Origin of the sequence: Psychrobacter sp. CMS30, assembly GCF_904846565.1 — a bacterium.
Classification (GTDB): domain Bacteria; phylum Pseudomonadota; class Gammaproteobacteria; order Pseudomonadales; family Moraxellaceae; genus Psychrobacter; species Psychrobacter maritimus.
The window spans coordinates 1-22,489 of the sequence record NZ_CAJHBF010000025.1; the positions used below are offsets into that span (position 1 = coordinate 1).

General features: G+C 42.1%; 14 protein-coding genes, 1 tRNA gene and 2 pseudogenes. 9 read left to right on the forward strand and 8 right to left on the reverse strand.

Translation table 11 applies throughout. The annotated features are described in order from the left end of the window. From JMX94_RS11465 to JMX94_RS11490, 6 genes are all read left to right on the forward strand, one after another. A partial coding sequence (locus JMX94_RS11465) for a fatty acid desaturase (protein WP_201565535.1) occupies positions 1-792 on the forward strand: 792 nt, incomplete at its 5' end. Between the two features lie 273 nt (positions 793-1,065). After that, positions 1,066-2,532: a YdiU family protein gene (locus JMX94_RS11470; RefSeq protein WP_201565537.1), complete on the forward strand. Its 1,467-nt coding sequence runs from the start codon at positions 1,066-1,068 to the stop codon at positions 2,530-2,532. A gap of 341 nt (positions 2,533-2,873) precedes the next feature. Continuing rightward, positions 2,874-5,195, forward strand: coding sequence for an NADP-dependent malic enzyme (locus tag JMX94_RS11475; RefSeq protein ID WP_201565539.1), 2,322 nt, complete (start codon positions 2,874-2,876; stop codon positions 5,193-5,195). Between the two features lie 161 nt (positions 5,196-5,356). Continuing rightward, the gene (locus JMX94_RS11480) at positions 5,357-6,601 is read left to right on the forward strand and encodes a tRNA nucleotidyltransferase (protein WP_201565542.1); all 1,245 of its coding nucleotides are present in this window, start codon (positions 5,357-5,359) and stop codon (positions 6,599-6,601) included. 46 nt (positions 6,602-6,647) lie between these two features. Further along, positions 6,648-7,460 (forward strand): pteridine reductase, encoded by an 813-nt coding sequence (locus JMX94_RS11485; RefSeq protein ID WP_201565544.1) that lies wholly within the window; start codon positions 6,648-6,650, stop codon positions 7,458-7,460. A gap of 93 nt (positions 7,461-7,553) precedes the next feature. Further along, positions 7,554-7,630: transfer RNA gene (locus JMX94_RS11490), tRNA-Ile, on the forward strand. 135 nt (positions 7,631-7,765) lie between these two features. Here the strand turns inward: JMX94_RS11490 and JMX94_RS11495 are convergent. The 4 genes and pseudogenes from JMX94_RS11495 to JMX94_RS11510 form a co-directional block, all read right to left on the reverse strand. Beyond that, positions 7,766-8,056 (reverse strand): annotated as a pseudogene (locus JMX94_RS11495) (IS1595 family transposase); the annotation flags it as partial. Positions 8,057-8,276: 220 nt separating this feature from the next. Beyond that, complete coding sequence (locus tag JMX94_RS11500) at positions 8,277-8,969, reverse strand: hypothetical protein (protein ID WP_201565546.1); 693 nt, start codon at positions 8,967-8,969, stop codon at positions 8,277-8,279. A gap of 12 nt (positions 8,970-8,981) precedes the next feature. Next, entirely contained in the window at positions 8,982-11,009 is a 2,028-nt protein-coding gene (locus JMX94_RS11505; RefSeq protein WP_201565572.1) for a hypothetical protein, read from the reverse strand. 23 nt (positions 11,010-11,032) lie between these two features. After that, complete coding sequence (locus JMX94_RS11510; RefSeq protein WP_201565548.1) at positions 11,033-12,538, reverse strand: hypothetical protein; 1,506 nt, start codon at positions 12,536-12,538, stop codon at positions 11,033-11,035. A gap of 368 nt (positions 12,539-12,906) precedes the next feature. Between JMX94_RS11510 and JMX94_RS11515 the strand changes: the two genes are divergently transcribed. Beyond that, positions 12,907-13,395: a transposase gene (locus tag JMX94_RS11515; RefSeq protein ID WP_227673620.1), complete on the forward strand. Its 489-nt coding sequence runs from the start codon at positions 12,907-12,909 to the stop codon at positions 13,393-13,395. A gap of 12 nt (positions 13,396-13,407) precedes the next feature. Here the strand turns inward: JMX94_RS11515 and JMX94_RS11520 are convergent. Further along, a pseudogene (locus JMX94_RS11520) lies at positions 13,408-13,640 on the reverse strand (transposase); the annotation flags it as partial. A gap of 375 nt (positions 13,641-14,015) precedes the next feature. Further along, positions 14,016-15,698, reverse strand: a complete 1,683-nt coding sequence (locus JMX94_RS11525; protein WP_201565550.1) for an NAD-dependent malic enzyme — start codon at positions 15,696-15,698, stop codon at positions 14,016-14,018. A gap of 343 nt (positions 15,699-16,041) precedes the next feature. On the opposite strand from JMX94_RS11525, the gene ppc reads away from it, so the two are divergent. Then, the gene (gene ppc, locus JMX94_RS11530) at positions 16,042-18,816 is read left to right on the forward strand and encodes a phosphoenolpyruvate carboxylase (protein ID WP_201565552.1); all 2,775 of its coding nucleotides are present in this window, start codon (positions 16,042-16,044) and stop codon (positions 18,814-18,816) included. 241 nt (positions 18,817-19,057) lie between these two features. Here the strand turns inward: ppc and JMX94_RS11535 are convergent, their stop codons facing one another. Further along, complete coding sequence (locus tag JMX94_RS11535; RefSeq protein ID WP_201565554.1) at positions 19,058-20,125, reverse strand: maleylacetate reductase; 1,068 nt, start codon at positions 20,123-20,125, stop codon at positions 19,058-19,060. A 54-nt stretch (positions 20,126-20,179) separates the two neighbouring features. Beyond that, on the reverse strand, positions 20,180-21,097 hold the full coding sequence (locus JMX94_RS11540; RefSeq protein WP_201565556.1) for a LysR family transcriptional regulator: 918 nt from the start codon (positions 21,095-21,097) through the stop codon (positions 20,180-20,182). A gap of 187 nt (positions 21,098-21,284) precedes the next feature. On the opposite strand from JMX94_RS11540, the gene JMX94_RS11545 reads away from it, so the two are divergent. Next, entirely contained in the window at positions 21,285-22,457 is a 1,173-nt protein-coding gene (locus JMX94_RS11545) for a muconate/chloromuconate family cycloisomerase (RefSeq protein ID WP_201565558.1), read from the forward strand. Positions 22,458-22,489 lie beyond the last annotated feature (32 nt).

The window sequence follows — 22,489 nt, forward strand, 5'->3', positions numbered from 1 at the left end:
CTACGTAATTACGCTAGCTGGCGTTTTGACTATAAAAACATTCCTGACTTAACCAAAGATAAAGTGCTGCAGTTTCAGCACAAATATTATGGTTTATGGGTATTGGCAACCAACGTTGCGATGGTCGCTGCGGTTGGTTGGTTAATCGGTGATGTTTGGGGTACGTTAATCTTGGCAGGTTTACTGCGCTTGGTGCTGACCCATCACTTTACCTTCTTTATCAACTCGCTATGCCATATGTTTGGTACGCGTCCTTATACCGACACCAATAGTGCGCGTGATAACTTCTTCCTCGCTATCTTTACGTGGGGCGAGGGTTATCATAACTATCATCATTTCTTCCAATACGACTATCGTAATGGTGTGAAATGGTGGCAATATGACCCAACTAAATGGTTGATTCTTGGCCTATCTAAACTTGGTTTAACGAGTGAATTGCGTACGGTTGACGACACCACTATCAAGCATGCTGAAGTGCAAATGCAGTTCAAAAAAGCCCAACAGCAGATTGATAATGCCACCGCAAACGGACTTGATATTCCTCATGCGATGAAGAGTTTCCAAGATCGTATTAAGTTTGAATACGATGCCTTTACGCAGACGGTCGAAGAATGGCAAGCGCTAAAAGCCAAAACCATTGAGCTGAAAAAGACTAAATTTGCTGATCGCTTGCATGAAGTTGAAGAAACGCTAAAACAGGATTATGCCAAGGTTGAACAAAAAATACTGGCGCATAATAGCAATCTAAAAAATGCGTTTCGCTCTATCGGTCAAAGCCCAAAAGCCGCTTAAGTATTGATAAAGATTACTGATTTAACTCCTTTATTATCAGTCTCTCCTGCCCTCTATCTGTAACGATAGGGGGTTTTTTTATGCTAATGATTTGCGTGCTAATTACTTATGGACTAATTACAAGAGATGGACAGAGTGAAACGCGGCATTATTAAGGCTATGTTATAGTGAGTTTACGAATATCAGCACTCACTATTTGCATCTACATTTATAGAGCAACCAATCGATATCTACCACCTTATTAATCTACTCCCCTATATTGGAACGGCACCTATGCGCTATCAAAATACTTACGTCAAATTAGACACTCGCCTTTATCATGAGCAGCCGCCGACACCGCTCGACAATCCGCGCGCTGGTCATTTTAATACCCAAGTTGCCGAGCAATTGGGCTGGCTTGATGATGAAGATTTAATGGCGCGTTGGGTTGAGATATTGGGTGGTCAATACGTGCCAGCTCAGTTTCAGCCGCTATCGATGGCCTATGCTGGTCATCAGTTTGGACAATGGGCGGGACAATTGGGCGATGGCCGTGGTTTACTCATGGCGCAAGTACTCGATAATAACGGCCAATTGCAGGACTTACATCTAAAGGGCGCTGGTCTAACCCCTTACTCACGGATGGGCGATGGGCGCGCGGTACTGCGTAGTACCATCCGCGAATATTTATGTGGCCATGCGCTGACCCAACTTGGCATCCCCTCGTCTAATGCCTTGGGCTTTGTGGTATCAGATACCAAAGTGCGCCGCGAGCGTATGGAAGCGGGAGCAGCCTTGATGCGCGTTGCTGACAGTCACATTCGCTTCGGTCATGTCGAGTGGATTGCCAGCTTTGCCCCTGACCTGCTCGGCGAGTTTACCGACTATATGATTGATACTTACTATCCAGAATGCCGTGATAGCGAGACGCCAGTCTTGGCATTTTTACAAGCCGTAGTTGAGCGTACCGCACGTATGATTGCGGACTGGCAGCTGATTGGCTTTGCGCATGGGGTGATGAATACCGATAACTTATCTATTACTGGTAGCACCTTAGACTTTGGTCCGTTTGGTTTTATGGAGCGTTTTAATCCTGCTTGGATTAACAATCACTCCGACCATACCGGACGCTATGCTTATCAAAATCAGCCTGCCATTGGGCATTGGAACTTAAATATTTGGCTACCGCACTTTATGCGTCTAGAGGGTGTCACACGCGATACCTTGGCTGATTGCCTAGCGCCGTATGAAGCGACTTTTATGCAGCATTATCAACAAGGGCTGTGCCGTAAGCTGGGATTGCCACACGCCAAAGAGAGCTTAACCCTTGCCTTTGAATGGCTGACATTGCTAGAAGATAACTTACTCGACTATAGCAATAGTTTCCGCGCGCTATTGGGTTTGGTCGCACCAAACGAGTATCCTCATGAACAGCAGCTGCTCACAATAATGACTGCTGAGTTTAATAATGAGGCGCAGCAAGTCTGGCAAGATTGGTCAACACGGTATTTGGCAGCGCTACAGCCGTTATCTAGCGAGGCATCTATTGAGGAGATGCGCAGCAATAATCCGGTTTATGTGTTACGTAATAGTATGGCGCAGCGCGTTATCACGGCGGCGGAACAAGGACAGTTTGATGAGTTAAATCGAGTCTTTGAATTGCTTGCTACCCCTTATAGCGTACAAGACATCGCCACCGAACTTGATACCTTACCACCTGCTCCGCATGCGCCGCAGATGCCGATCAGTTGCTCTTCTTAATAAAATACGAGTAAGCGGCTATTCTGTAATATTTTGAAACATGATGCAATTAGGGTTGATATTTCGCCCTATTATTTGTCATCATCAATCAGCGAAATAATGAATATCATTTTATTATATTGCTCGCACTATTCAGCCGAGCTGACTAGGCAGTTAAATGCCAATAATGCTAGAATAGCTGTTTTTGTACGATTGTTGTTTTTACCCTGATGTCTAGTCGCCAATCATGACCTTTTTAGTATAAAAGCACCCTCATTGTCATCTTTCATGGTTTTGAGGTTTAGACGTTAGTTTTTTATCCCATTTACTTTATTCCAATTATCCCAACCATGGCAATTATTATGAATGACGATATCACTTTGAATACGGATGCTCCTACCACGGAAAAAGAGCAGTTTGAACAAGCTGCCCTACATTACCATGAGTTCCCACGCCCGGGTAAAATCTCAGTAACACCTATCAAGCAACTGGCCAACCAACGTGATCTGGCGCTCGCCTATTCACCAGGGGTTGCGATACCTTGTCTTGAGATTCAAAGAGATCCAGCTTTAGCAGCTAAATATACTGCTCGTAGCAACTTGGTCGGTGTGATTACCAACGGTACTGCGGTACTTGGTTTAGGGAATATTGGTCCATTGGCATCAAAGCCTGTGATGGAAGGTAAAGGGGTTCTATTCAAAAAATTCGCTGGTATTGACGTTTTTGATATTGAAATTGCTCAAAACGATCCAGACAAGTTCATCGAAGCGGTTGCCTCTTTAGAGCCTACTTTTGGTGGTATTAACTTAGAAGACATTAAAGCACCAGAATGTTTCAAAATCGAGCGTGAATTGCGCAAACGTATGAACATTCCAGTATTCCACGATGACCAACATGGTACGTCAATCATTGTTGCCGCAGCGATGCTAAACGCTTTGCTCATCACTGGCAAAAAAATTGAAGAAATTAAAGTCGTTTGTTCAGGCGCTGGTGCAGCCGCTATCTCTTGTTTGGATATCATTTGTGCGCTTGGTGTTGATAAAAATAACATCTTGGTATCAGACTCACGCGGTATCATTACTACCAGCCGTGAAAACCTTGATGAGACTAAGCAGCGTTATGCCCGTGATACCACTGCATCTACCATCGAACAAGTGATGGATGATGTCGATATGTTCTTAGGCTTGTCTATGCCTGGTACATTGACCGAAGACATGGTTCGCCGTATGGCAAAAGACCCTATCGTCTTTGCCCTTGCCAATCCAACGCCTGAGATTATGCCAGAATTGGCCCATGCGGTACGTCCAGACGTCATCATGGCAACAGGTCGCTCAGATTATCCCAACCAAGTAAACAACGCTTTATGCTTCCCTTATATCTTCCGCGGTGCGTTAGACGTTGGGGCAACGACCGTTAACGAAGAAATGAAAATTGCTTGCGTAAAAGCAATCGCCGCCATGGCGCATGTTGAAGCCACGCCAATGAGCAACGTGAAAAACGTTGAAAGCACGCCAAGCTTTGGACGCGAATATTTGATTCCAGGACCTTTGGAGCCGAACTTAATCATCGAAATTGCTTCTGCTGTTGCTAAAGCCGCGATGGATTCTGGGGTCGCGACGCTACCTATCACGGATATGAAAGCCTACCGTCAACGCTTGTCTGAGTTTGTTTATAACTCAGCGTTTGTCATGAAGCCTATCTTTGCCCGCGCGAAAGCTGACCCTAAACGTATTGTTTACTGTGAAGGCGAAGACAGCAACGTCTTGCTAGCGGTACAAGTGGTGGTCGATGAGCAGTTGGCATATCCAATCTTGGTTGGTCGTCCTGCCGTCATCGAAAAGAACATCAAGAAACTTGCACTACGCCTAAAAGATGGTGAAAACATCACGATTATCAATCAAGATGATGATCCACGCTATAAAGACTACTGGCAGGGCTACTACGAGAAAAACAAACGTAATGGCGTCAGCATTGAACTTGCTCGCCGTGATGTTCGTCGTAAGACCTCTTTAATCGGTGCGTTACTGGTTGAAAATGGCGATGCCGATGGTATGATTTGTGGCACATTCAGCTACTATCAGCTCCATCTAAAATACGTCAGCAGAGTCATCGGTAAAAAAGAAGGCGTCAGTGATTTTTATGCGATGAATGCTGTCTTGATGCAAGATCGCAATATTTTTATTGCCGATACTTATATCCATGAAGACCCAACGGCTGAGCAATTGGCTGAAATGACGGTACTGGCAGCTGATCAGTTACGTCGCTTTAGCATCACGCCACGTGTGGCGTTGGTTTCGCATTCAAACTTCGGTACATCAGACCGTGCCAGCGCGGTAAAAATGCGCAAAGTACATCAGCTGCTGACAGAAATGAATGTCGACTTTGACTTCGATGGTGAAATGCAAGGTGATGCAGCACTTGATGAGCATATCCGTGCCAATGACTTGCCATCAAGCAACCTAAAAGGCTCAGCAAACTTGCTTATCTTGCCAACGCTTGATGCAGCAAACATTGCTTTCAACCTACTAAAAACGGCGACCAGCAGTGCCTCTATCGGTCCTATTTTGCTAGGCGCTAACAAGCCTGTGCATATCCTAACCCCATCAGCAACAGCGCGTCGTGTGGTGAATATGACAGCGCTTGCGGTCACTGAAGCTCAAGATTTAATCAATGAGCAGAAGTAGTTGTTTATATAGCGTATAAACACATAGCTAAGACGGTCTTCTGTTAGTTATTTATAGAAACCGTCTGCTATACTAAAACCAGTCAATACTCCTAAGCGAGTGTTGACTGGTTTTTTTTGGCAAAACGACTTAGTAAATACTGGATAAAAAAAGAGACTATTATGCAAGTGTATCTCGTCGGCGGCGCTGTCCGTGACCAACTGTTAGGTCGTCCTATCAAAGACAAAGATTTTGTCGTCGTCGGCGCGACTGTCGCAGATATGCTGGCGGCAGGTTTCCAACAAGTGGGCGCAGACTTTCCAGTATTTTTGCACCCTGTTAGCCGTGAAGAATATGCCCTAGCACGTACGGAGCGCAAACAAGGTCTGGGCTATCAAGGCTTTAGTGTGCATGCCAGCCCTGATGTCACCTTGCGTGAAGACTTGCAACGTCGTGACTTGACTGTCAATGCCATGGCAATCGAAGTCAAGAGCCTAACCGATGACATGCCCATCACTGGTAAAGTCGTTGATTACTACGGTGGATTGGATGACATTGAGAATAAAACCCTACGCCATGTCTCAAGCGCTTTTAGCGAAGACCCATTACGAGTACTGCGAACTGCTCGCTTTTATGGACGCTACTATGATTTGGGCTTTAGTATCGCCGATGAAACCTTGCTATTGATGCGTCAATTGGTAAGCTCAGGCGAGCTTGCACATTTAAGTAGTGAACGCATTTGGCAAGAATCTAGCCGTGCCATGATGCAAGTATCGCCGCAGGTATATTGGCAACAGCTGTTTGAGATTGGGGCGCTAACAGAGTATTTTACCCCGCTACATCAAGTTTGGAGCCATGCTCAATACGGTCAAATACGAGAGATTGTACAAACCGCATTGTATTTCGCCGGTCAAATGCAATTAAATTTGTCACAGCGCTGGGCGTTATTAATGGCCAGTCTCAACACAGATTTATTTGCTCTAAAACCTACAAACTCGAATTCAGATAACATAGAATCAGATAATACAGCATCAAATAACATAGCATCAAATAACATAGCAACTGCGGTTAAAGGCATTAGTGAGATTGGAAACAGCGCAAAAGTGCCAAAAGCGCAAACCCAATTTGCCACCTTATTTGTGCAGCAAGCACAAAAGCTTAGCATTATAGACCAACTGAGCGCCGCCGAGAAAATCGATCTTATTCAAGCTTGTAGCGCTCATAAAGCGCCGGACAAACTCTCGCAGCTCTTGGTCACAAGCCATGTTTTAAAACTGGCCATACAGCACCGCCAAATGATGCTGGCATTGGGCAGCTTTCACGCAATCGGCATGGATGATATTGACCACAACCTCAAAGGTCCAGCGATTGGCGAAGCATTACGACAACGTAGAGTTGAGCATTTACAAGCACAACCTGTCTTGTAAACAAGTTCTTTCAACCAGCAATTTAGATAATAAAAATACCTTTAACATGAACCAAGAATTTAGCTTAAGCCAACCAAAAAATTCTAATACCTCAGCGCCAGTGATGCTAGTAACTGGTGGCGCTAAGCGTATTGGGGCGGCTATTGTTCGTGCCGCCCATGAGCAAGGCTACCGTGTCATTATCCATTGTCATCATAGTGAGCAAGAAGCCAATGCCCTAGCCGATGCGCTGAATAACAGTCGCCGTGATAGCGCGGTCGTCGTCCTTGCAGATTTGTCGGTTGTTAATAACAGCGAAACGCTACAGCAATTTACTCAAAATATCATGCAAGCATTTGGGCAACTCGATGTCCTAGTACACAACGCCTCACGCTTTTATCCAAGTCCGCTTGGTCATATCAATCTTGAGCAATGGGATGAGTTATTTTTGACCAATGCCAAAGCGCCTTTATTATTAAGCCAAGCGTTATATCCTTATCTACAGACACAGCAGGGCTGTATTATCAGCCTGCTTGATATCCATGCGCATAACAAACCTTTTAAAAATTATGCCGTCTACAATATGGCAAAGGCGGCGCATCGCATGATGGTACAGTCTCTGGCGCTTGATATGGCGCCCGAGGTACGCGTCAATGGCGTCGCTCCTGGTGTGAACATCTTACCAGAAGCAGATGGCGACCAAGCACTTGACCCGCAGCAGCAAAAAAGCATCATCGATTCTATACCCATGCAGCGGATAGGCAGACCTTACGAGATTGCGCATAGTGTGCTTTATCTGGCGCACGCCAGTTACGTCACTGGTGAGATAATTACCGTAGATGGCGGTCGCAGCCTGACATTGGCTGGTGGTCATATTTGATAGAAAGTAGCGCTGCATGAAAATATCTTGATTAGTTCCTATCTTTTACTTGAAAATCTAGAAAAATCAGGTATCATTGTGCGTCTAACGTTAGGGCCCATAGCTCAGTTGGTTAGAGCAGAGGACTCATAATCCTTTGGTCGTAGGTTCAAGTCCTACTGGGCCCACCATATTTAAACCCTTACAGTCATTAACTTGTAAGGGTTTTTTATTGCTTAAATTTTATATAAATACGTTGAGGTAATTAAATTTGTGGCTGTAGTAGATAAGGATTAAATATCACACCATATTCTCAGGGTTTTAAGCTAATGAGACGGTGAGCAATAGTTGAATCTAAACTCACACTCTTTTAAAAACAAATGGAAGTTCTTCTTATCGATCCCATTATATTTTCTGAGAGTTCGTTTAGACTAATTCCAAAAGTTCTCAATGCCATTGATGTGATTGATTTTACGCTTAATCACAGGCATTAGAGCAGTGTATTTGGTGTCTGCTACGACAATGGTATAGACCTTGCTATTTCGTTTTAAAATACCAAATACGGCGGTTTTACCAGCAGCCTCGCGACCTCTTTTGCCTTCATTATTCTCATAAAATTTATCAGCAATAGTATTGGTATAATTCCATGTCTTGATTGCTTAGTGATTGCTTAGCTTAAGGGAAAGTCCTGAGACGTCGACCATATTTTAATGCTTTAAATTCCGTAAAATACTAAAACATAAAAGAGCCCTCTAGAGGGCTCTCTTATTTCTTGAAATGATTTAATCATCATTTGCAATTTTGATTAAACTTAAGGTTTAACCTAAATTAATATGTTTAAATATCATTCAGTACTTTTGGTTTATCTGATGAACTCGTCGGCATTTTGAATTCAATACCAGCCTTTTTAAATAGTTTTGGATATTCCACCAAAGCCATCGTTGAATTTTTAGCAATACCAGTGATATCTCCGACCATACCTTTAGCCTCAACTAAAGACATTCCTGTATTGGTCAAACTTCTTGGATTTGCTATTAAACTCATACCTACTTGTTTAGCACCTACCGCCAATTCACGAGCGGTTAAACTTGCGATTACAAAGTTTGTTGCAGAGTCCAACAAATGCTGCTTCTGCTCCACATTCAGTGCTGACAGCTTAGCTACTGTTCCTGCTTCATCTTTTTGAGAGGCTTCTAAAACAGTATTAGACAACACTACAATTTGTTTTTGAATTGCTTCTTGTTCTTTCGGATCAGAGGTCGTTTTCAGACTTTTCTGTTTTGCTTTTAACTCATCTGAATCTTGTTTACTTGCGAGTAATGAAGCTAAAGCAGTACGACTCTGAGTAAACATTTCATTGGTTGCTTTAGCCTGCGTGAAGAAACCGTTGATATCCATATTTGAAGAAGATACACCAGTAACAGATTCAGATAATGATGATGCAATACTACTCAGTGACCCAAAACCTGCATAGACGCTTGATGCTCCCATTGAAGCCGCTATTGCTAAAACAATTGCAATTTTTTTCATACCTTACTATCCCTATTGTGAAGAATCGGCTTTTTGCACGATTTGATTTAAAATTTTAGGTAAAGCCTCAAACATCTGAATGTTATACATCTCATTACGATGCTGATGATCTATACCCTTTAATTCGATTTCTTGTTGCAAACCATAAGCCCCTATCTTTTCTGACTTTTGGTTGAATATGCGTGCACCACTGGCCATAACCAATGTGGCATCACAATTAGTTTTATCTGCATTACATTTAATACTGTCTTGTTTCACTTCAATCTTAAGTACTGGCTGTAAACATTCATCTGTAGGAATATGAAAGTTAACTTTCATATTTTTTTTAAACCCAGCATTTTCAGTCATAGCAACGACTGAATCTTTCAATAGGGTCTGTCCTTTAAAGCCTGAACCTGTCGCATAAAATGGTCGTTTCGACTGACTGCTAAAAGAGTGATAAATCAAAGGACCAAAACCATAAAATGGAATTTCACCAACTCGCTCGGTATGTAAGCTTGGACATAAAACGCGCGATTGCTTCGAGTCACCCACTGGAGCAGAACTATCAAGCAGAATACTGTCTCCAGAACGCACGGGTAAACGATCACTGCTGTTGACAGGAAAATCTAATTGCGCTGTAACTTTCGCACCTTGACGTTCCAAAACAGTCGCTTCCCATGTTGGAATCAGAATATTACGTCCTGCTGCCTTATCTGAATGATAAACATGGACTTTCATTCCGGTACTTAAGCGTTTCCCCGCATCATCAATGGTAATGTTATGACCACTTGAACTCGAGACTTTTAAATCAGAACGAGTAAATTGAATCCCTTTTTGAAATTGTTTACCTAATTTCAAAAGTGCGTTTTTCAATACAACTTCTTTACGTGCCTCTAGAGAAAACCCCATTCCTTCTGAAATCACATCTTTAATATCATCTGTTGCATGTGCTGAGTAGATTACGCGACCAGAACGATCAATCATTTCAGCAAAAACTTCACTATGTAAAACCTGTTGCTGAGTTATTTTTCCAATCTGCTGTTGATAAGCAATGACAGGAATGACATTAATCCGAATAAAAAATTCAGGTAACTCACGTTGGTTAATGTCTTCACTTTGCGCTAATGCAGTCTGTTCACTAATACTTTGTGCCATAGCACTATAACGTCGATTGACTGGAGTCAAAGTAAATGAGGCTTGCTCACCTACTGCATCTGAAAAGATTTGCTCAATTAAATCTTTTGATTCGCCTTGATAAGTCAGTACATCAACCACTAATGCTTTAGGCTTATTCATAGCCTGACGTGTATTGGTTGATACTTTACTAAAGCGCTTACTACGACCCTGCATCAATATTGGCACTGCCACAGCATAATCACTGTCCGCATGTACCACACGAATCAAATCGCCATCTATTGAACTCAGCTCATCTTGTGCAGCGATCCCTTGCTTAAAGCCTTTATCTAGAACCAAATAAGATTTCCACCGATCAATCACTTGGGTCTCAGTTTCAGAAATTTTAAGTTTCGATTTTAATTCTTCAGTCACTTGCTTAGTCAATGTCAACAAAGTACTTTGAAATTTCTGTTTAATTGCTGTTTTTGTTGTAGTGGCATCAATTTCAGTAGTAAGTACCTGAATCGGTTGCGACAACGTCGCACTGTCACTATAAATGACCTCGCCCGACAACACGTTAGTGAGTTTTAAACTTAAAGTGACTGGCAGAAAAATTTCTGCTGTCGAATCCTTCTTTACAATGTATTCACTCGCGCGTAACACTTCTAGAGATGCTATATAAGTACGATTTTTAGTTTTTTGCGAAATAGTATCGACAACTTGTTCACCGAAACTTTGTTTTAAACCTTGTACAAAAAATTGCTCGGCTTGTTTACGCATGACTTCATTGTCAATCGCTTGACTGAAATCACACACAATAGAAGAACCATTCGCTTCATATTTGCTAGGATCGGTACGACAACCTTGCTCCAATCCAAAAATACCTTTCGATGGGTAGATTTGAATATTTGCATTTGCCCATGTTGAAACAAGCATCGGCATAGCCAAACATAAGACTTTGAATGTTATGTGCACTGTGTACCACCGATGCAGAGTGTGATCGTATTTCCAGCTAGTAATCGCTCGGCACTTGATAACGTTGGGCTTACTTTACGTAGCGCTTTAGCCAATTCTGCACTAATCGGTTTTTCACTCTTATAGGTCATGGTCATTTCAACCAATTTGCCGTCTTGAGTGCGAATATCGATATTTTCTGCGCCATCCATTTCATCTAAGGCAATATACAAATCATCCCCTAGACGTGAAGAAACATTACCTGAAACACTTTTCACAAAAATGGTAATTTCTTTACCGTACATAGAGCGATTTTTTGCATAACCTAAAATCTGTGGTCCAACTTGGCTAACTGCTAATTCACCTAGTTTCTTTGCTACATTGGTGCGGCATGAATCTGTGGTCGCACCTGTCGATGACTCTGTACGAGTTTCCCCGCCCATTAAAGTCGAATCATCTACTGAATAAATTTTAAAACTTACCGCACCATCGCAGACAAATTGACCCGTGGCACTCGAACGACCACGATCATAAATATAAGAGCTACCAGCCATAAACCAGTCCGCTTTTTCTTTACGCGCCGCGATTACTAGCTTATTAAGCTCTACATCACTCATTAGTTGTTGAATCGCCATACTACGACCATTTAAATACTGACTTCTGAAACGGTCAGAATCGAGTAACCGCAAATCATAACGAGATGCAGAACTTGCAATTGAATTTAATGTTTGATTATTACGCTCAGCTTTAGTACTTGGTGTTTGATATTCCACATATTTCACAAAACTTTGAATATCTTTTTGACTTTCAGATTGGCTATATTTTGCCGACTCACTGGCATTGTAGCTACTTGAGGATGCTGATTTACCTGAATTATTATGGCTTGATGAGCGGGCAGCAACACCTACACCAGCCCCATAATAATTATCATAGGCATAACCTGCTGCGGCAGCCGAGCGTCCTTTTGATGAATAAGAATCTGACGCACTGGCTTTAGCACTTTCACTAGCTTTGTAACTTGCATCTTCATCATAGCTATAGCTACGATCTGAAAAATAAGAAGTAAATTCTTTAACTGGCTTAGAGTTATCTTTTGGTACGCCGAAGTATTCGTCCATCACAATCATAATCGGACTGGTTCGACTATTTTTCTTTGCCAATCCTAAATCATTAAGAATTGAACGAAATTCTTGGTCATCTATTTCCAGACTAACTTGAGTGACTAATTCATTGTTGCTGTTGGTACTACTGCCTCGGTTTAGCACGTAATTACTGTCGATTTGTTTTACAATGTCATTTAAGTATTGATTCGCTTCATTCATCGCCTGCGGACCATTAATACGCTTAATGAGAGCAATAACAGCATCAGTTTTTGCATTGTTGTATGCTTGATTACGTGTGCCATTCAGATCTTTTTTGATAATAGGTGTAGCACCTTCCCCATTCACTTTAATAATTTCAGCATTACTAACTTGAACAGCCCCCAAACACAAAAGTGTCAATATAGCCTTTTTCATAACTCACCCTTTTAATTAGAATTTCTAGCTACCTTTATAATCTCTTTACTAAATTTTAAGTTCAGGGCTTACTCGATAATCATCTCTGTCAGCAATTAAGGTCGCCTTCTTTAAAGATTGCATAAGTCATAAAATCAGCACATTATATACAAAAAACAAACATCCAGCAAACAAATGTTAGTATTAATCCTAAAAAATAACTTTAATTTTATTGATTTTTAGAAAAAATCTCTTACAAGAGGTAATTCAACTTATTAATGGTATGAGGTGTAATTTACATAGAATGTAAGAAAAGCGTGTCCGGTAAAAAGAGCGGCTTACCAGAGTAGGCTTGATCGCTTTACGCAGCAAGGCTACCCATTATCTATATGGATGAAGGCGGCTTTGAGGCTAAAATCATTCGTTCTCATGGTTATGCACCGATAGGTATACCCTGTATCGATAGCTACAACTGGCAAGCAAAAAAGCGTACGAATGTCGTTGGTGTTCTTTATGAGAAAATGCTGTTTGCGCTTGAGTACTTTGAGCAGAATATCAACAGCACCATATTCTACGACTGGTGCAAACACACTTTAATTCCAAGCCTTAAAACCAAGTGCGTGATTTTGATTGATATGAGTGAGGATAAAGCAAAGCACTGCTTTGCCCGAGCGCAAGATGAGAGCTCTGCTCGAGTGAATCGGTTTCATAAAAATAAACGTATTCAAAAACTCCTCAACAGGCATGGGCATCGTATTTTATGGTTACCACCGTACAGCACTGAGCTGAACCCTATCGAGAAAAAATTGGCACAGGCTAAGTTTCTGCGCCAAGTATGGATGGAGAATAATCTACCAAGTTTAACTGTACGGATTTGACGGCAGGGGTCAAACTTTGAGCTCACGTTTAAAACGTTTATTCTCTTCTATAATAGCCATGAGTTCAGGGTCATACTGCTTAGTGCAGATAAGCTTGCCTTAATTAGCTTTGCTTTGCTAGTTAGACAAGTTCTGCATGGCTATGCCTAGCCGCTTTGCAGTCACTGAAACATTGCCTTGTCTGCTATCTTTTTGACGGCTGCAGCTTTGAAAGCTGCACTATAGGTTCTGATTTTCTTAGTCATGATAAACTCCTCATTAAGTCGTTGGTTTACTAAATTTGGTTCTACAGTTTTTTCAGCATAGTTCAAATAAAAAGTTGCCTAAGAAACCAAAAAGCCCTCTACGTTATATAAAATAGTGTAGAGGGCTTTTACGATTTTAATGAATGAATTATTGATAACTATAAAAAAACGCCGTTATGCTTGATGGTGTAAAGTAATAACAATCTGTTTTAACCAAGTTCCTGCCTGACCTAACGGCTTTTCTTTATGCCAAATCAACTCAACAGCAACTGCTCAACCGTATTTATAAAATTCTGGCTAATGCCCAATCAAGGTTACCTTGGTTAGTCTAAAGCCAGCCAGCTATCTATCATTTATCTATATACTTTCTAAAAACTAGAAAGAAGTACGACGATAGTTGCGATATTCAGGTAACCAGAAATTCGCTTTTAAGCGGCGCTGTAGGTTCTCCGCCGTGATAGGTAATGCCAGCTTATCTTGAACCGCCTGCAGTGCCACTTCATAAGCTATTTTTTCACTGATCTCTTTAATAACTTTAATAGGCGGTAGTATGGCGCCGGGCGCTTTTTCGTAATCCATTGATATATCTGCAAGCGCTTGGCTTGCTGCCATCAACATATTATCGCTGATACCTGTCGCTCGCGCTGCTAGAACACCGAGACCGATACCAGGAAATATATAGCTGTTATTACATTGAGAGACCTCAAAAGACTGACCGTTAAAAGTGGTATTAGCAAAAGGGCTACCCGTTGCGATAATGGCGCGACCACGGCTCCAATTCATGACTTCTTGCGGGGTGGCTTCCACACGAGACGTCGGGTTTGAAAGCGGTAGTACAATTGGGTTTTCAGTATTAACACATAAGGATTCGATTACTTCTTGAGTAAACAGACCTTTTTGTCCGCTAACACCAAATAATACCGTTATTCTTGCTTGTTTAACCACTTGCGCTAAACCGAGCTTCTGACTTTTATCCCAATGTTCAATAGCCGATTGTTTTTGCACGAGCGGCTCTTGGAATTTTTGTAGTTCTGTCATGTTATCAGTGAGCAAGCCATAACGGTCAACCATAAATACTTGGCTGCGCGCCTGCTCCTCCGTTAACCCTTCGCGCTGCATTTGGCGAATGATATGCTCAGCAATACCGCAACCTGCCGATCCTGCACCTAAGAATGCTATTTTTTGTTGACTTAGCTTCTGACCCTTGTTTAGGCACGCTGCAATCAAGGCACCGACCGACACCGCAGCAGTCCCTTGAATATCATCATTGAAGCAGCATAATTGGTCACGATATCTGTTTAATAACGGGGTGGCGTTTCCCTGTGCAAAATCTTCAAATTGTAATAACACCTCTGGCCAACGACGCTTAACGGCTTGAATAAATAAATCGACAAATTCATTATATTCATCGCCAGAGATGCGTGGATTCCTCCAACCCATGTACATAGGGTCGTCAAGTAGCTGTTGGTTATTGGTACCAACATCTAACAGAATAGGCAAACAATAAGCCGGGCTGATGCCACCACAAGCCGTGTACAAAGCCAATTTACCAATGGGAATGCCCATACCGCCAATACCTTGATCTCCTAGACCCAATATACGTTCGCCGTCAGTAACAACGATCACTTTGACATTTTGTTTGGTGGCATTTTGCAGCATATCATCAATTTTATGGCGCTCAGGATATGAGATAAACAAACCACGTTTACGGCGATAGATTTGCGAGAATTTTTCACACGCTTGACCAACCGTTGGGGTATAGATGAGCGGCATGACTTCCTCTATATGCTGCTCAATCAAATGATGAAATAGGGTTTCATTGGTATCTTGTATATTACGCAAGTAAATGTGCTTATCCATGTCACTAGTAAAGGAGCGCAGTTGATGATAAGCCCGCAGAGACTGCTCCTCAATCGTCTCAATGTTATGAGGTAATAGCCCTGTTAAATTAAAGCTATCACGTTCTTCTGATGAGAAAGCACTGCCTTTATTCAGTAAAGCGGTTTCTAATAGAGCGGGTCCGGCAATGGGAATATATAAGGGACGCTTGTTTGACATAATAAAATCTTCTTATTGACGTATGAGTGAAAACGATGCTAGTGCTGCATTATACATAGCATCAGCCCATACTTAACAATAGATAACAAATCATTTTGGGTGAGCATGGCTCTAAACTTGATTACTTATACATTTGCCTAGATACGATGCGCAGATGAAGTTAGAGGTTAACCCTATCTTTGATCCTAGAAAGGCGGGCGTGGATAATGCAGACTTCTGGATAGGCTACAGTGATGAACATGGTCATAAATAATGGTCTTACCTATTGTTTTAAACAATAGACTGCGATATAAATTAGCCTATCAGGACTATTTCACCCACTAATTAAATGAGAAGGTTAAGGATGACTATAAATAACGATGTATTACGTGAACGCATCAGCTTATTAGGCTCATTCCTAGGAGATGCGATTTCTCGCCAGACGGGCGAAGAAACACTTAATACGATTGAAACCCTGCGTAAAGGTTTTATTCAACAACGCCGTGAGCCTAACGAAGCGAACAAACAAAAACTCATCGACTTCATCGCCTCATTAGATAATCGAACCTTAAAAAACGTCATCCGCAGCTTTTCTATCTATTTCTTTTTAGCAAATCTAAGTGAGGAAAATTACTTACGCGAGCAGCGTCATGCCTTGCGTATGCAATCCGATCAAAGCTGGGAAGGCTCGTTTCGTCGTACTTTACTAGAGTGTCGTGAGCGCAATATTGAACCTGCCCAAATGCAAGAGCTGATTGAGCAGCTGAAATTTATACCCGTATTTACCGCCCATCCTACTGAAGCACGCCGCCGTACGACCATGAATCTATTGCAGAGTCTATTTACTCATAGCGATGCCTTAAACAATCTTGCAGAAGACAGCTTTGCCTACGAACAAGCAAAAGAGAAAACGGCGCAAACGATTGATTTATTATGGTCATCGGATGAAGTGCGTACGCGTAAGCCATTAGTCTATGACGAGATCAATAATGGTCTGCATTATTTTAATGCCAGTTTATTCAATGCCATTCCAAAGGTTTATCGCAATATTAAAGACGCCATTGTTGATATCTATCCAGAGCTAACAGACTATCCATTACCTGCTTTCATGAGCTTTGGCTCTTGGATCGGTGGCGACAGAGATGGCAATCCCTTTGTCACTCATGACACCACAGAGATGGCGGTATTGATGCATGCCGATACCGTGCTGCGTCATTATCAAGTACTGCTAAAAAAACTGCGCCGTGAGCTTATTCATAGCGATACGATTATCAATATTGCGCCAGACATTTATGCTCGTATAAAAGCGTACGCCAACCTCGATCAAAAAGTATTTTATTATAATCCTGACGATTACAACAATGAGCCGTACCGCAGATTGTTGTCGATTATTCTTGCCAAAATAAAAGCGACCAATCGCCACATTCAAAGCAAAGGTACAGACCTCGACGCCGCACACGATGCTTACGCCAACCCTCAAGAGCTGTTAGAAGATTTACGCATCATTCGAAAAAGTGTCAATACTCATGACAAAGCACATGGCGAAGGCTTATTGCTCGATACGATTCGTCTGGTCAAAACCTGCGGCTTTCATCTAGCAGCGCTCGATATCCGCCAAGAGTCGTCTTATCATAGTGAAGTGATCGCCGATATTTTCGCCAATGCCTCGAACTTACCAGACTATCAGACTCTGGGTGAAACCGAGCGCCAAGAGTGGTTGACGCGTTTACTTGCAAAGCCTGGTACACCGCTCATTTATACCGATAACTTAACGGATAAAACCCGTGAACAATTAGCCTTGATGAACTCAGTGGCCACATTACGTAAACTGGTCGGGCAAGATACTTTCGGCAGTTATGTGATTTCGATGACCAACAATGCCAGTCAATTATTGGAAGTGTTGCTACTCATGCGTTTTTCAGGCTTGTGCAGGGTTGATGATGCAGGTCAGCTGTCTGCTGACTTACCCGTCGCACCCTTGTTTGAAACCATCGAAGATCTTAAAAATATCGATAAGATCTTACCTGCCGTGTTGGACAATCCGCTATACCGAGGGTTGCTTGCGCACTCAGATAATACCCAAGAAATCATGTTAGGTTATTCAGACTCATCAAAAGATGGCGGCATCATTACGTCTGCATGGCAGCTTTATAGCGCGCAGCAAACCATCAATCGTATCGCTGCTGAATATGGTATCAAAACACGCCTGTTTCATGGCCGCGGTGGCTCTGTCAGTCGTGGCGGTGGCTCAACGCATAATGCAATTGCCGCTCAGCCCGCAGGGACACTGCATGGAGAAATTAAAGTCACTGAGCAAGGTGAAGTCCTTTATGCCAAATATGCCAACACCGATACTGCTGTGTTTGAGCTCACCATGGGCATCACTGGTACGCTTAAAGCGTGCTCAACAAGATTTGTGGTGCAACCGCCTGAACTACCACATTACGAAGCACTGTTTGCACGTTTAGCCGATGCGGGTGAACAAAGTTATCGTACGTTGACGGACCATACCGAAGGGTTTTATCAGTTCTATTCACAAGTGACGCCAGTGCAGGAAATCTCTTTATTAAATATTGGCTCGCGCCCAGCGCACCGTAATAAAGGCCTGCCAAGTAAGACAACCTTGCGGGCGATTCCTTGGGTATTTGGTTGGTCTTTAGCGCGCTTTACCCTACCAGCTTGGTATGGCGTAGGTAGTGCTCTTCATAGCGTTAAAGAAGACGAAGCTTTAATGAGGGAAATGAACAGTTGCTGGCCATTTTTTAACGTATTTATTAGTAATATTGAAATGGCGTTTACCAAATCTGAGATGAGCATTGCTCAGGCTTATAGTCAGTTATGTGAAGATGAGGGATTACGTGAAAAGATTATGCAAGCGGTAATCGATGAGCATCATCTAACCTTCTCAGGTTTGAACTCTTTGCTTAACCAGACATCGTTATTGGCGCATCAGCAAAGCCTTGCCGCGTCACTACAATGGCGAAATGCTTATTTAGATCCGATTAATTACATCCAAATCGAGTTGTTGAAACGTGCCAGACAAAAAGACGCTACAGATAATGACGATGATCTTGCTGTTGAAGATCCATTAATACGTAGTATCAATGCTTTGGCAGCGGGTCTACGCAATACGGGTTAATGACTGACGTGGTTGAATAATTGCTGAGAGAGTATGCATGGGTAATTACTTATGTGTACAGCTCAGCAAAGTCGTTGTCAGCGAGATGTCTTACTTTATACAAGTGCAGTTCACTTGGTTGTTAGTGGACTTGGCAATTTGTTAGCGAATAATATTGTCACAGCAACCTGCTTGTTTAATATGTGCTCTCTGATAATTTTGAGGTAGTTCAACTTTGAAATCTACAGATTTATAATGATACTTAAGCAGGCGGTAATCCTTTATAAGCTCTTTGTAATAAGCTTTCTAGTTCATCGTAATTGTATTCACGAGGATTATAATAAGGACTGTCACACACCATCCTTGCCACATCAGCGGGGCCCTCTTCAGGTAAGCCAATATCTTTTAAAGCCAATTCAATACCTAGAGACTGGTTCAGACGGTAAATTGCCAAGCCAACTTCTTCACGGCTGCTGACGTCCAAAGCCTCTGTCAGTCTATCCATCGCTTCAATATCAGCGTTACGATTGTAGTGTACTGAATACGCAAGCGTAATGGCATGTGCTTGCGCATGCGGTAGGTTAAAAGTGCCACCTAGGGTATGGCAGATTTTATGGTGAATGGCCATACCAACCGAACCAAGACAAACACCAGCAAGCCATGCACCATAGCTTGCTTTTTGACGGGCTGAAATATTGGTGAGCTCTTTGACAATCACAGGCAAGGAAGACTTTAATGCTTTGATAGATTCAATCGCCATCAGGCTGACGATTGGGTTTTTATCCTCAGCATATAACGCTTCTACAGCGTGCGCCATAGCATTCATACCTGAGCAAGCTGAGATTTTAGCGGGTAATGCTTGGTTTAGCTTCGGATCATAAATCACTACCTTAGGTAGGACATGACTGTCTTTGCCAGTGGTTTTTAGATTGTTTTTGGTCAAACCATAAATGGCTGTCATCTCGCTACCAGCATAGGTAGTCGGTATGGCAACGATAGGTAAATGTGTTTTTAAAGCAATTATTTTGGCAAGTCCAATTGTAGAGCCGCCGCCCAAAGCCAGACAACAATCAATATCACTCTCTTTAGCAAATTCTACTGCTTTATTCGCCACGTCAACTGGTACATGCATGACAGCATGCGGATACACGCCTGCACAGATTTCTTGTAGTTCTTTTGCCAATTTACGACCCGCTTCTTCTTGACCAGGTGTCGTAATCACTAATACCTTATTATAACCATGTTGAAGTAATATATCTTTGGTTTCAGCTGACTTTCCCACCCCAAAATGAACGTCAACTGGTAAGGCTTTATAATGAAATTCTTGCATAAAATTATCCTTTTATGAGTTCATATTAGGATTCTTAATGAGTGCAGAGTGTGCTCAAATTTGCTCACGCTTATAATCAAACCCTTCTTCATCATAAATCTGATAAGTCACGTCCAACAATGTTTTTAATAGCTCTGATTTGTCAAAATGCCTCACACTCATGACGATAGGAGAGGTTAAAAGCCCGTCCTCGAAAGGAATATAAGTCACTTCCTGACTCCGCAGATGCTCAAGCGTTTTTGGTACGATAGTCAAGCCCTCGCCTGCTGCTACCAACCCTAACGCAATATGCAGCTCACGTACCTCAGTAAAATAGTTTGCTTTTAGATTGCGTGCCTCAAACAACTCTAAGACATAGTCAATAAAACTAGGACGAGGTGCCATCGGATATAACAATAAGTTTTCATTGGTTAAATCCATTAAACGAATGCTCTTTTGCTTCTCTTGTGCCAAACGATGTTTAACAGGAACAGCTACAACTAAGCTCTCCTCTCTTAATAGTAATCGCCTAATAGAAGCGTCTTCGAATAATAACCTTCCATAACCAACATCTATTTTACCCTCTACCAAGCTTTGTGTTTGCTGCCAAGAGTTTAATTCATATAACTTAATTTCTATATTTGGATAGACCTCTCTGAAGCGCGCAATCACTTTTGGCAATATGCCATATAATATCGACGATACAAAACCTATAGAGAGTGAGTTGTCAAAATTACCCTTACGAAAAGTCATAGCACGCAGATCATCTGATTTTTTTATTATCTGCAGAGCATGATCATAAAAAAACTCGCCAGCTTCAGTAAGTTTTAAAGGGCGATTGTCCCTATCAATGAGCGTGACGCCTATCTCTTCTTCTAATTGTTTTATCTGACGGCTCAGTGGTGGTTGTGAAATAAACAAACGCTCTGCTGCCTTATTAAAACTTTTTTCCTCTGCCACCGCTACAAAGTAGCGTAAATGTCTCAATTCCATTGAATGTTATTCCTTGAGTGATCTATAAGCTTATCGATACCTAAAGAACATAACATGGTGCGGGTTGGTTATCAAAATACCTAAAAGGTATTAATAATAGACTAAATGGGTCTTAGACATGTCGTTATACAGCAACTATAGTTCTTATTAAGCATAAGGAAGCAGCATTAACTTAATAGGGACTGTTATGATTCGTTCAATTAATACTTTATTGGTACCGATACCTACTATAAGAGCTCATAAGCTCGCTTGTACCGTTATGAACGAACAAGTTTTGGTGTTGGTGCACATTCAAACAGAAGATGGCTATGAAGGTTGGGGTGAAGCAACCACCATTGGCGGTCTAAGCTACGCAGAAGAAAGCCCTCATAGCATCAAGACTAATATCGACACCTACTTTACGCCTCTGTTATTAAAAGAACAGCCTACTAGCACAGCAAAAGCCATGCAGCTGCTAAGTATTCATATTAATGGCAACCGCTTTGCAAAGTGCGCGATTGAAACTGCCCTACTCGATATCGAAGGCAAACGCCTAAACCTACCAGTAAGTGAGCTGATTGGTGGTCGTGTTCGTGACCGTATCGAAGTGGCATGGACGCTTGCCAGCGGCAATACAGCGACCGATATCGCCGAAGCTAAGCGCATGATTGAGCAAAAGCGCCATCGCATTTTTAAATTAAAAATCGGTAGCAATCCGATTATTGATGATGTTGCCCACGTATTGGCTATCAAAAAATCGCTGCCTGATTGCCGCATTACGGTTGATGTTAACCAAGCATGGACAGAGCTTGAGGCAATGCAAGGTATTAGTCTATTGCAAGCTGGTGGCGTTGATTTAATAGAACAACCTGTCTCAATGCGCAATAAAGCCGCACTAAAACGCTTAACCGAACATTTCGATGTGGCCATTATGGCGGATGAAATTGTCCAAGATCCTCAGAATGCTTTTACCTTAGCAGCCGATCATTGTGCTGACGTCTTTGCCGTGAAAATCAATCAAGCAGGCGGATTAAAAGCAGCATGCTTAATCGGACAAATGGCACATCTAGCAGGTATCGAGCTCTATGGTGGCACTATGCTTGAAGGTCCTATCGGTACGGCCGCATCCGCCCATGTATTCTCAACCTATCCCAGTTTAAATTTTGATACAGAACTTTTTGGTCCTTTACTATTAACCGAAGACGTTTTAGTACAGCCTCTTGATTATCAAGATTTTGGTTTAAATGTACCTACGGGCGCAGGTCTTGGTATCGAAGTAGATAGCGATAAAGTCTATCACTACGCCAAACAAGCAATCAATAATTCACTTAAATCATCAAAGCCGCAACTTGCTACTAATGCTCAAACTGAAATACTGTAACAGCTAAAAAAATTACCCGTCATCAAATATAA